The sequence below is a fragment of the Acinetobacter sp. YT-02 genome (genome assembly GCF_002412355.1).
Taxonomy (GTDB): Bacteria; Pseudomonadota; Gammaproteobacteria; order Pseudomonadales; family Moraxellaceae; genus Acinetobacter; species Acinetobacter towneri.
In genome coordinates this window covers 15,452-28,233 of the sequence record NZ_NOZT01000050.1, presented here as the reverse complement: position 1 = coordinate 28,233, position 12,782 = coordinate 15,452, and the positions used below count along the sequence as shown (strand labels likewise).

Sequence of the window (12,782 nt, the reverse complement as noted above, 5' to 3'; positions counted from 1 at the left end):
CATTATTTGTGTGGGCGGTCGAGCTCCGCCTGGGCGAAAAAAGCGGCTGCTTTACGTAGAATTTCATTGGCACGTTTTAATTCTTTAATTTCACGTTCCATTTGCTTCATTTTTTCTTGGTCAGATATCTGTTGTACTTTGGCAGGATTTAGTTGATCCATATGCTTTAAATACCAAACACGCAATGTTTCAGGAGTACAACCCTTGCGCAGCATGCTGCTCAGGTGCAATAGCTGTGATTGCAGCCCAAGTAGAAGGATAATCTTTTTCAGATTCAGTCAATAATTGAACCGCTCTTTCTCTGATTTCAGGGGTATATTTTGGTTTTGTCATTGGAACATTCTCTCAAGAAAGTTGGTCTCCGACAAACCCGGTACGGTTCAGTATGATAAATGGAAATGAGTCTGTAACACGCAGTATAGGAGGAAATAAGGGGGATATGAATATGATGTACACAAAGCTACGCTTAACGATTAAAGATGTTTGTCACATGCTGTCGGTAGAGCGTGATAAATTAAATAAATTAGTTAAAACTGATCCAAGCTTTCCAAGACCAATAAAGGAAGGGGCAAGCAGGCAAGCTGCTGTATATTTTGACTACAACGAGTTAGTAAACTGGTGGGAAGATCAAAAGCAAGCTCGATATAGCTGATGTTTGATAAAGACCAAGATAGCTTATGTTGTCTTGGTCTTTTAATCGGACATATATTTGAAAAATAAAAGATTGCATAACTACTAAGTTTATTTATATTCATATCTTTAGCTAAAGCAATACAGATGGTAAGAGATGAATAATATAAGACAAGATGAACAATTGTGGTCAGCAATATATGATCTTCATGTTCTGCTAAAAGAGAAGAAGAATGAGGAAAATCTCTATCAAGAATTATTTGAAAAGCATCCAATAATTTTCTCAGTTATAGGAGTTGATATTGCTAAACCATTTGAAAAAAGTTCGCCCTATTCCTTACCTTACGATGAAGATAAAGAATATACACCGGAGCCTGACTTCATTGGGGTAGAATTGTCTGCTGGAAATATCATAGTAGTTGAGTTAAAAACACCTTTTGTTGGTGATATTACTACTGCTCGTTACGATGGAAATCGAGCTAAGTTTAAATCTTTAGCAGAAGGTTATATTTCACAAGCCACTGAGTACGTTGAATCTATTCGTCAAAGATCAGAGGCAAGAGATGTAGTTAAGCGCGAGCTCAACTTTGAGAAGATTGCTGACTATCGTGTGAAACTCATATATGCACTTAGTGCTGAAAATGATAATAGTCTTGTCAGTTCCCTTGCTGCACAAAGAAAGGTTCCAACAGAGATAATCTTTTATGATGAACTCTTAAATAAATTAATAAAAGCATACTCAGTATCACGCACAGATATAGCAAGTAGATCAGGATGGGTTTTTGTATTTCACATTTATTTAAGTCATCAACAACCTGCTGACAGAGTAGTTATTGCTGAGTATGGAGGGAAAGACAAGAATAAAGTTTCAGTTTGCTTGGAAAATGGCATCTTGATTTTTAAATGTATAGATTCAGAAAATAAATCTCATTGCTTAGAATCACCTCTAGATAAATTAGGGCCACACTACGTAAGATTTGAATTTTCAAATGATTCAGACGGTATATATATGTCACTAAATGTCAATAATATAGAATCTGAACTTAAGATAGGAAAAAAGAAACTTAATCTTGACCCAGATATAGATTATTTAACGTTCGGTGCTGATTCCACTGGTAATAATGGGGCACATTTTTATATGTTTACAAACTATGCAGTGAATAGAACAATGGATATAAAAGAAAAGCTTGATTCCTATTATCATTTTAAGAAAAAAATAGGTGAAGCAAATACATGTTTAGAATTCAAACCTCAACATTTTATGGTAAGACAGTCATCTGGACATTTAGTCCAAGAAGAAGATGTATTAAAGCCTATAACAAGAAATTGGCCTTTGTGGTCTTTTATGAACTAGTAAACATCTGATGCTGTGTATGGTATTTTGTATGGTTGATTATCTATTAAAAAATAATTCTATATATATCAATACATTAAATTATTAGTTTAATTGACGCCACCCCACCAAAATTCTTTCCAAAGTAATCCGTCGGAATCTAAAAAAGCCTTTAAACTCAATGTCTAAAGCCTTTTTTATTGGCTGTATTGTTCGACCCTCTCCTAAGCTGTGTGACCCTGTTTTTACTTTATGTGTCAAAATTGGGACAATTTGACCCACTAAATAAGTTTAATTATGTGGGACAAAGATATGTCATTTACTGATGTGCAATGTAAAAAAGCACTACCCTAGGAAAAACAGTACCGCCTTTCTGATATTAATGGCCTGTCTTTACGAATCGATCCGAATGGTAAAAAATATTGGTCTATCAGATACACGGAAAATGGACAAAGGAAGTCCAAAGCATTAGGTATCTATCCTGAGCTAAGTTTAAAGCGTGCAAGGGAGATCGCGCTTGATCTGAGATATAAACTCAAAAATACAACTGAGGTTGAGCAGGAGCAGCCTTATTTTAAGGAAGTCGCAGAGGATTGGTTCAATAATCAAAAAGAAACCTGGTCATCCAAACATATCAGTAATGTACGAGCTTCATTGGATGAGCTTTATATTGCTCTTGCTAATAAGCGTATTAATCAGATTCAGGCTCCGGAGATTTTGCAAATCATTAAGAAGATTGAGGCAAGAGGCTCGCTTGAAATTGCAAAACGGACCTTATCTCGTTGCGGCATGGTCATGAAGTATGCTATTGCGCATGGCTATCGTTATGATAATCCGGCAGGTGATCTGGTTTATGCTCTTAAGAACAAAAGAGTCAAAAACCTGGCTTCGCTTACAGCCTCTGAAATGCCTGAATTTTTAAGAAAGATAAGAGCATACCCAAGTGATGCTCAGACACATCATGCCATTATTCTGATTATGCTGACAGGGGTTCGGGTTAGTGAATTGCTGCAAGCACGTTGGGAAGAATTTGATTTAGAAGGACGTAAGTGGGATATCCCTGAAGAGCGGATGAAGAACCGTCTTCCGCATCGTGTACCGTTGACGGACATGATGATTGCTGAGCTAAAGGCTTTGAGGCTTACCCATAATCAGGAACTGCTATTTCCACATCGTTTAAATAACAAAGAACCTATGCGTAGCGAGTCTATTTTGGCTGTGATCAAACGTTCAGGCTATGCGGGACGAATGACCACACATGGTTTTAGATCGCTATTCAGTACAGTTATAAACGAATCGAATCTGTTTAATCCAGATGCCATTGAACGCCAGCTTGCACATGTGCCCCAGAATAGAATTCGCTCGGCATATAACCGAGCGCAATATTGGGATGAGCGGGTGAGATTGATGGAGTGGTATGGAGAGCAGGTTAAAATATGGATAGAATATTGATATTAATTTATACAAGACTAAATAAACTGAAATCCCCCTTGAAGCATATTGGTTCAAGGGGGATTTTTTATGTCTGATAGAAATATTGGTTGGTGGAAATACTTGTCTAGCATGTTGTAATTGAGTGCAATGATTATTGTAAGTTATAAAATTTGCTGTTGTATCTGTAAAAAATTGCTGCGATAAAAACCTGAGTTTGCTGTAGTAAAAAAAGAGTAAATGATTCATTATAGAATAATAAAACAATAACTTAGGGTATTTCAGCGTGTCTAATACTACTTATTTGAGCAATTCTTCCTTCGTGCGGAGCAGTGATTTATTTAAGATTATGGAACTCCGCTATTCACATTCTATTTTTGATAAGGATGGTTGTTTTAATATCATCTCATCACCAGTTTCAAATTCCTTAGAGTTGATTCGATGGTATCGTAATTGTGAAGATTATTTTTACCAATTGTCCGTCGAAGCTACGCCTCCTTCTGTAAATGATTTTGCGTCCTTTCAAACAGAATCAGATAAGTTAATAGTCAAAGATGAAGTGCTTGGAAATTTTGGAATAACAGAATACTCACAAGATTGTAGGAAGCTATACTCTGATTTGAGGTTACGTGAATATCGAAATTTGGTACTAAAAAAATATGGTGACAATGAACTGACCCATTGGTTAAAGGAAGTGTACCCCGTACGAGAACAGCTAAAATTATTAGCCAAAAATGAAGCGCGATTTGATGTAGATTTAGAATATCAATATCAATTTGAAGACGTACAGCTATTTTTAAAAAATACCCAGAGTGCATACTTTTTAGCATTTGATATTGAAATTGAAGCGGATCAGTTCAAAGGGGATGCGATTGAAAATTGGCGAGAAAATGCTGTTTTGTTAAAACCTCTATTAGAGAATGCGCTGAATGATATTCTGAAACAACAGTCGGATACTTTACGATTTTATGTGAAGTTTGAAGATGATGGGATATATGGCTTTCGATTCCATGTAGTCATTTTTTTGCAATCTTTGACTTTGACTGAATCATCGTGGCTAGCAGAATTTAATGAAAAATTGCAACATAGATTGTCTGATAAAGTGTTGTTAAATGAGTGGTTGAATCCACTTTACACAAAAAAAATAAACGAATGGCGTAATCATAGGGATTTAAATGAATTATGTTATTCCAAAGAAGATTTGGATAAGATTGAGCAAAGTATCCATTCCACTTTTCAAGACTATCAGCACGATATTATTTTTAAAATTATCAATTGGAATGAGCAATTAAGAAAGCTTCAACCTGAATTAAAGTTTGGAATAGATGATTCTTTTAGTAATGAAGACAGGCAAAAATTAGAGTATTGGGGGATTAAATACTTATTTATTTCTAGTAAGTATCTATATTTCCAGAAACATCATGAGGATTTACATCCATCTATAGTAAGCTTTGTTTATCGATCATCAACCTACCCTAAAAAAATTCAGACTAAATTAGCAACACCTGAAAAACAGGAAAAATATAGTCGCTGTAGGGGTGAACAGAAGACAGAAAATTCAAATCAGTCAGGAAGAAAAAAATCTCAAGTGAATGAAGGGCCTGTAACATATCAAAGAAGGACTGAGGTTAACCAAACTTCTTTCTACAGTGAAAAATTTGATATTACCAATAATTTACCTTTGGCTGACATTGTTGAATCAAAACCTAGACCAAAATTTCAAAGTAAACCTATTTTCAAAATAGAAAAGCTTCATGTTGGTGCACCTAAAGATGAAGATCTAATAAATCCATCAAAAATCCCCATTTTGAAAGACTTTATTGATTACGTCTTGGATGAGAAAAATGGCATATGGAAAACAGAAATTAAAAATAAGCAACGTGTCAGTTGGGCTGAAATATTATTTAAAAATAAGATTCTTGATGCAGAATTTTTAGATTTTCTGATCAGGTTTGAGCATTTTATTGATAATTTACTAAGTGCTGCAAATCCTTATTTTGCAGTAGTACCAAAACGAGAATGTAATCCTGAAGAAATGTCTGTTGTTGGGGGGCAGTATCTTTCTTTACTTTATGACTTTCATACACAAGATATTGAAAATAAGTTAAATGAGCTGAGTATTCAATCAGGTTATTGGATTTTGGTTACTAAGATGTTTGAATCTCGTCCTAATGAAGAATATCAGTCCGATCTTTCACAATTGAAGATGCATCACCAGCAAGTTCAAAAGCTTAATGACTTGATGAAAAAGGCGCAAGTATTGGTCGCAGAGTATCAAAAGAAAATGAAGCAACCTTTAACATATCTAAAGTATGCAAATGCAAAGTTGTGGCAAAAGGCTTTTGATCAAGAACGCATTCTTATGCGTTGGCAATTTAATCTGCCAAGTGACTCCAATGTAAAAGAAGGATTAATGTCACTTTTTAATAAATTTAAAACGAGGTTATCAGGTAAAGAACGTCACTTTAAGGATGTTCAACATATTCTATTGGAATGTAAGAAGCATCAAAGTGTTTCTTTGGATGTTGTATTGATTTTTGATAGTGCTGAATTAGCGGAAAATCAAAATAAGCTCAGTGAGCATGTTGTAGAATTATGGACAAAAACTGTAGAAGCTGAAATGAAAAAGCGAGGAAACCAAATGAATTTTGGTCAACTTGAAGATTTAGCACATAGTATTAGCTTGATTCCAACACATGAACAATTGGCAGTGAAATATCTATTTATTAAAAATAGTAAGATGGCTAAGGACAAATTAGTCATTTCTGATCTTATTCCATTTTTTATTTCGCAAGCTATTTTTTTACAGGATGTCTCTTCCGATCAAAGATACAAACTCAGCATGAGCCAATATTTAACAAACTTGTTTGTTAAAAAAGAGTCTGTGAGTAAGAAACCTTTAAGATCTACAGTTAAAAAAATGCCATTGAAACTGGAAGAACATACAACAAAACTAAGCTTAACAATTGACGAATCAGTGACTTAACTTTAGCTTAACTCAACCACCCCCATATAGCCCGTAATATGGGGGTATTTAAGAAACACCGCCCTTGCCACTAGGAACTATTGAGGTGTCTTTCTAGTATGTCTTATTCGGTAGTTTATAATATAAACAAATAAAGCTTAGGATTATCAATAACTCACAGAAAGAATAAAACACATTTATCTGATGATACCGTGATTTCAATAAACTATACGATTTCAATTGCATCAACTAATGATAGTGAACACATATTGATCTATACGTAATCGGAGCAATCATAGATTTATTCAAGCCTTCAACCCAAACTCATAAAAGTAAGTGAATTCAATACCTGACTGAATATTGGTACAACAAGATAAGATAGCTTTCAAAATAAAAAAATACATAAGTGACTGATGAGATGAACCAACTAAAGGAAATTCACACAATGACATCTCAACGACAAAATCAACCACTTTCAGAAAGCCAAATTCTATTGGATATTGAAAAATTCACACAAGAAATTATTAGTTGTGGACTTTATTCTGAACAATTGACGTACTTCAAATACCTTTTGGAGCAATTTGATCTTATCTATGATATAGATTTGTTTTACTGCGATTACCTACAAGCATTCATCAAGCTGAAATTAATACTAGATGGGATACGCTATAGTCCTTTTCAACCTATAGGATCAGATGATCAAACAGCTGATAACTATGACTTTGTACTTTCACTGACACCTGAACAATTACAGGAACTACTGCAACAGGCTCAGCTTTGTAAGAGCAGTATCTATACAGATATTCAGCAGTTTCATTTACAGGAAGTTGATAATGCAAAAAGTCTTGCGGAATATCTCACGAAGCTTTTTAAGCATTATTCACGGATACTAGTGGTACGGGTGGATTTGAAATATACAAAAGAAGCTCAGACAGACATCAATATTAAACAGTTTTATCAGCATTTTGAGAAGATGCGAAATCGCATATCAAATCAAGATACCTGTTTTGAAAATCTACATGGTTACGCTTGGGCAATGGAGCAAGGAACAGAAAATGGTGGTTATCACGTACATTTGCTATTGATCTATAGTGCGGATAAACATCGTAAAGGTTCATATCTGGCACAGCAAGTTGGTGAGAAGTGGATTGAACTGACTAACCAACAAGGGACTTATTACAATCTGCATAATAGAGCATATATCAACCAATTGATAATGCAGGGTAATGAGATAGGCATTGGCACACTGTCACGGGAGGTGGAAGGCGATTTGGAGAAATTACTCACAGTTGGCTTGTATCTCACAAAGGAAACCAAAGAAAGCCAAAGGTTGAGGGTAAAGACTACTAAGGGTATGCAAACTTTTGGGCATGGAAAATTTGAAATAGACAGCAGACGAGGGATCAAAAAAGGCTGAACACAGCACTTTTGATTTATACATTATTACTCAAAAAAGCCATCTTGAATAAACCGCAAAAGTGGTTTTAAACGCATCATGCGACTACCGCGAGATGAAAGCTATGCTACTAGCATCATAAGATCTAAGTTTCCTAAGACTGATTGAAACATATTTCAGTTATATAACATCAATATGAATCAATCAGGAATTGGATTTATCAAGTGATAAGTCCGTTCTAATTACATCGATCAAATAGAAGACTGCTCGATTTCATTCCTGATAAAGGGAGTGAGATTGAGCAGTCTTTTTTGTTTATAAGGACTAAAACTATGGCACATCAAATTGAACAAATGGCTTATGTCGGTGATACCCCTTGGCATGGCTTGGGTAATCAACTGACCCCTAATCAACCGATTGAAATCTGGGCACAACAGGCAGGGATGGACTGGCGCATTGAATCCTCTAATGTCAGCTACATGGCACAGAATGAACGTGGACAGAGCATCATCCTGCCTTATGAAGAACAACGGGTACTCTACCGTTCTGATACCCATGCCCCCTTATCAGTCGTTAGCCAGCGTTATCAGGAAGTACAACCTAGAGAGATTCTGGAGTTCTACCGGGATCTGACTGAGCAATCGGGCTTTGAGCTTGAAACTGCGGGTGTACTCAAGGGGGGTAAGAAATTCTGGGCATTGGCACGTACAGGGCAATCTACTGCACTCAAAGGTAAGGATGTCAGCAATGGCTACATCCTGTTGGCAACCGCTTGTGATGGCACCTTGGCAACCACGGCACAGTTCACTTCGATTCGTGTGGTGTGTAACAACACTTTGGCAATTGCCTTACGTGGGCAGAGTAGCAGTGCTGGTGTAGTCAAAGTTCCACATAGCACCAAGTTCGATGCCGAGAAAGTCAAACAGCAATTGGGTATTTCCGTGCGTGCCTGGGATGAGCACATGTATGAAATGAAACAGCTCAGTCAGCGTAAAGTCACTCAGGGTGAAGCCGCTGCCTTCTTTGATGCTGTGTTCAATAACACAACCATGAGCGTACAAGACCAGGAGGATAACATTATCCAGTTCTACCGGAATGTGGCAGCACAAGCCAGTAACTCCACAAGTAATAAAACTGAGCCAAATGGACGGGCCATGAGTAAAGTCATGGAGATGTTTAACGGACAGGGACGAGGGGCAGAACTTTCCTCTGCCAAAGATACCGCCTATGGTTTGCTGTGTTCGATCACTGAATTTGCAGACCATGAGCGTCGAGCCATGAGTACCGATCACCGACTTGATTCCGCATGGTTTGGTGCAGGCGCAGCACTCAAACAGCGTGGACTGGAACAGGCCTTGAGATTGGTTGCTTAATACAGTTTTATTTACTGGCTTAAGTTTTATTTAAGATCGAGAACTTAATCTACTATCAAGGTTAAATTCTCCATGAACCTCAAAACTACCCTTTGGCCACATCTCCCCGGATGTGGTTTTTTTTATGCCGCAAATTTGTAGATTCAATGATCAGGAGATAAATCATGAACAACGTCGCTCAATTATCAAATCTATCTCACCCATCCCTGTTGCCATTACAACCATTGGCACAGCAGCCAGCAGCATCAAATAAAAACAACCGTAGTATGGCAGCCAAACGATTAGCCAACACCAAAGATCTCAATCATCAACAGTGGTTAGAAGTACGTAAACAGGGTATTGGCAGTAGTGATGCAGCCACTGCATGCGGACTCAATCCGCATATGTCGATGCTGGAACTGTGGATGATCAAGACGGGTCGGGTACAGCAAAACATTCAAGATGAAAGCTCAGGCCATGCACCGCTATATTGGGGCAAGCAGCTTGAACCTTTAGTCGCCGAATACTACAGCATGCAGACCAACAATAAGGTGCGTCGGGTCAATGCTGTGTTGCAGCACCCTGATCCGGATAAAGCCTTTATGCTGGCCAATCTGGACTATGCTGTGGTCGGTAGCGATGAGGTACAGATCCTTGAATGTAAAACCGCAGGAGAGTATGGCAGTAAACTATGGCGGGACGGTGTTCCACTCTATGTTCTGTGTCAGGTACAGCATCAACTGGCCGTAACCGGTAAACAGGCTGCGCATATCTGCGTCTTGCTGTGTGGACATGAAACCCGGATTTTTAAAGTCACCCGCAACGAAGCGTTGATCCAACAGATCATCCATGCGGAACGCTACTTCTGGGAATGTGTACAGCGTGATATGCCACCGGCAGCAGATGCCAGTGAGTCGGCAGCACAAGCCTTACAGCAACTCTATCCTGAGCATCAGCCTTTAACGGTAGAAGATCTCAGTCAGCTGGAATTTGCCAATCAGTTATTCGATCAATTGATTGAGGAGAAGAACCAGATTGAGCAACACCAAACTCAGTTTGATGAACTAAAGCATCAAATACAGGCCTTAATGAAAGATGCAGAACGCGCTACGTTTGCAAACGGTTCAGTGACCTGGAAGAAAAGTAAGGACTCTGTCAGCTTGGACAGTAAGGCCTTGCTGAAACTACACCCAGAAATGCTGGAACAATTTCCCCTCACCCGTGCAGGTACACGACGTTTCCAGATCTATAGCAATCGTTAATCAACAACAACCAAACTTAACCTAAGCCTATACCGATCCCATGCCCCAGCGCATGGGATTTTTTATTTCTTTATTCAATATTTCTAGGAGATTCAACATGATTAAAGGTCTAGCAATTACCCCGCCTGTACTTGGTCGTATCAGTATTGGCAAGGTGGTCGAAAAGAATGGTAAACGCCTACCAGAAAAAGATGACCAGTTCACCATCACCAGTCAGATTCAGAGTAAGGACGGCTGGATCAAGCATCCACTGGATGAGCAGCTACGGGCCAAAGCTCCCAATCAAAAGCTGCGCTCCATTCCAGTCAGAATGATCTTCAATGACCCTGATCTGAATCTGAGAGCAGAGTACAGCATGTTTGACCGACAGACGGGACGACCGATTTGTGTAGGTAACGGACAGACCTGCCAGCGGTTGACCAGTCAAGGCGTCGAACAGCATCCGTGTCCATCGCCAGATCTCTGTTCGTTGGCACAAGGTGGACACTGCAAGCCTTATGGGCGTTTGCATGTCAATTTGGATGAATCGGATGAACTGGGCACTTTCATCTTTAGAACCACTGGCTTTAACAGCATCCGAACCTTGGCTGCACGTTTAGCTTACTACCATGCGGCATCGGGAGGGTTGTTGTCATGTCTGCCCCTACAGCTGACTTTAAGGGGAAAGAGTACTACGCAAAGCTATCGCCAACCCGTGTATTACGTGGATCTGACGTTAAGGGAAGGGATTCAGTTACATGAAGCCATTCGTACAGCGACACAGATTGATGAACAAAGTAAACAGGCAGGTTTTTATCAGGAGGCTTTGGATCATATCGCACGACAGGGTTTTGCGAATGCGAAGTTTGAGGTCAATAGTGAGGAAGGAGTAGATGTGCTGGAAGAGTTTTATGCCAGCACAGAAACTAAGCCTGAATCTGGTCAGACGGATGTGATGGATTACATACAGGAGATTCAGCAGGGGCTGCAACAAAGTGTCAGTGCGGTAAATTAGATTGGCTTGGATCAATTTGGAATAAATTTCTACAGAACGTCCTGATCATTTGAGCAGAAGACAGCTCGCTTAAATGATCTTAGGAGAACTCGTCATGAATACATTTGTCGGTCAAACTTTTCAAATGAATCAACTCATTAATATCAAACAAGTCATAGAGTTTACTGGCGTTTGTCGATCAACTATTTATGAGATGATGGATGAAAATTCACCTTATTACGATGAAACTTTCCCCAAGAAAGTGAAAATCACAAAAAACCGTATTGGTTGGTCAGCTTGGGAAATCAATCAGTGGATTGAAGCCAAGTTGGAAAGCCGGTAATGGATGGGAGCTTCGGCTCCCTTAATTTTTTTGTTATTCAGGAGTGATTATGCAGGCTTCAAAAATAGCGATCAGTCCATCTAACCGGCAGTTGAATCCATCAATATTGGCCTGAATCCAGACTTCCTTATTGTTAATTTTACTCCACTGTACCCCATAGCCGCAGTGAGCAAGTAGGTGTTCAAAGAAGATACGCTGGGTGCGTCCATTGCCTTCACGAAATGGGTGAATCACGTTGAGTTCACAATAAAAATCGGCAATTTTTTGGATAAGCACTGGTTTTGCTAAACCTTGAAAATAGTGCTGATGCTCAAGTTGCTTGAAGAGCTTATTGGCTTCAATCTCAATACGCGAGAAGGTACAAAAGCGGGTATCACCTTTGGCAATATCCACTTGTCTTAGTTCACCTGCCCAGGCATACAGGTCTGAAAAGAGCTGAAAGTGAATGGATTGCAGGTATTTGAGATCGTAAGGTGGCTCCGCATACTCAATTCGTGTGCTGGCATACTCAGTCAACTCCAGTTCTGCCTGTTGCAGAATTTCAGCATCCTGAATGTTCAGCTTGTTTTTGAGTACGTCCGAGTTGGGGTAACAGTAAATGCTGTCACCCATTTCACCATATTTATCCATAAGGAAGCCTGATCACGATTCCGAGGTCTGTGAGAATTTCTTATATTTCTGTAGAATCTGAGCTTTACTTAATGCCGGTGCGTTTGAGGACGGGTTAATGCCTTCCAGCTTTAAACTGGCTTGATAATTCTGCAAGCGCGTAGCTTGGATATATTTTTTTTTCTGTTCGAGGGTAAGGAGCATAGTTCAAGTTCCTTTAAACAAGGGAGTATAAATTGAGTTTAGCAGATCGAGTCTATAAAAGGCACATGGAGTCGTGTCGGCATCCTAGCTGCTGGAATGAAGAAGTCGCAGGGCTATCGCTTATACAACTAAAGTCACGTGGCCTATAGCGACAAGGCTTGTCGCCTAGTTAAATCAATTGAGTGATTAATCACTATTTTTTTCCAAAAGTTCAACAAAATTTCAGTAAGATAAAGGTAAGCAAGTTTTCAGTTGATGCTACTGCGTCAAATAAGAACCAGGAT

At 38.8% G+C, this 12,782-nt stretch carries 10 protein-coding genes and 2 pseudogenes; 9 read left to right on the top strand and 3 right to left on the bottom strand.

The features are described 5' to 3' along the window. A pseudogene (locus CF596_RS12040) lies at positions 1 to 333 on the bottom strand (IS3 family transposase); the annotation flags it as partial. Positions 334 to 439: 106 nt separating this feature from the next. On the opposite strand from CF596_RS12040, the gene CF596_RS12035 reads away from it, so the two are divergent. The 9 genes and pseudogenes from CF596_RS12035 (at position 440) to CF596_RS11995 (ending at position 11,685) form a co-directional block, all read left to right on the top strand. Next, the gene (locus tag CF596_RS12035) at positions 440 to 652 is read left to right on the top strand and encodes a hypothetical protein (RefSeq protein WP_096902614.1); all 213 of its coding nucleotides are present in this window, start codon (positions 440 to 442) and stop codon (positions 650 to 652) included. A 135-nt stretch (positions 653 to 787) separates the two neighbouring features. Beyond that, complete coding sequence (locus tag CF596_RS12030) at positions 788 to 1,984, top strand: Shedu anti-phage system protein SduA domain-containing protein (protein WP_096902612.1); 1,197 nt, start codon at positions 788 to 790, stop codon at positions 1,982 to 1,984. A 291-nt stretch (positions 1,985 to 2,275) separates the two neighbouring features. Beyond that, a pseudogene (locus tag CF596_RS12025) lies at positions 2,276 to 3,415 on the top strand (tyrosine-type recombinase/integrase). 265 nt (positions 3,416 to 3,680) lie between these two features. Further along, a complete protein-coding gene (locus tag CF596_RS12020; protein ID WP_143228689.1) occupies positions 3,681 to 6,380 on the top strand; it encodes a hypothetical protein in 2,700 nt (899 codons plus the stop codon). Positions 6,381 to 6,804: 424 nt separating this feature from the next. Next, entirely contained in the window at positions 6,805 to 7,776 is a 972-nt protein-coding gene (locus CF596_RS12015) for an inovirus-type Gp2 protein (protein WP_096902610.1), read from the top strand. Between the two features lie 311 nt (positions 7,777 to 8,087). Next, entirely contained in the window at positions 8,088 to 9,128 is a 1,041-nt protein-coding gene (locus CF596_RS12010; RefSeq protein ID WP_096902609.1) for a DUF932 domain-containing protein, read from the top strand. A 164-nt stretch (positions 9,129 to 9,292) separates the two neighbouring features. After that, positions 9,293 to 10,369, top strand: coding sequence for a lambda-exonuclease family protein (locus tag CF596_RS12005; protein ID WP_096902608.1), 1,077 nt, complete (start codon positions 9,293 to 9,295; stop codon positions 10,367 to 10,369). A gap of 97 nt (positions 10,370 to 10,466) precedes the next feature. Further along, complete coding sequence (locus CF596_RS12000; protein ID WP_075168048.1) at positions 10,467 to 11,363, top strand: hydrolase or metal-binding protein; 897 nt, start codon at positions 10,467 to 10,469, stop codon at positions 11,361 to 11,363. A gap of 94 nt (positions 11,364 to 11,457) precedes the next feature. Further along, positions 11,458 to 11,685 (top strand): AlpA family phage regulatory protein, encoded by a 228-nt coding sequence (locus CF596_RS11995; RefSeq protein WP_075168047.1) that lies wholly within the window; start codon positions 11,458 to 11,460, stop codon positions 11,683 to 11,685. A 33-nt stretch (positions 11,686 to 11,718) separates the two neighbouring features. Here the strand turns inward: CF596_RS11995 and CF596_RS11990 are convergent, their stop codons facing one another. Continuing rightward, positions 11,719 to 12,315, bottom strand: coding sequence for a putative adenosine monophosphate-protein transferase Fic (locus CF596_RS11990; protein ID WP_096902607.1), 597 nt, complete (start codon positions 12,313 to 12,315; stop codon positions 11,719 to 11,721). Between the two features lie 12 nt (positions 12,316 to 12,327). After that, the gene (locus CF596_RS11985; protein WP_096902606.1) at positions 12,328 to 12,498 is read right to left on the bottom strand and encodes a YhfG family protein; all 171 of its coding nucleotides are present in this window, start codon (positions 12,496 to 12,498) and stop codon (positions 12,328 to 12,330) included. Between the last annotated feature and the right edge of the window lie 284 nt (positions 12,499 to 12,782).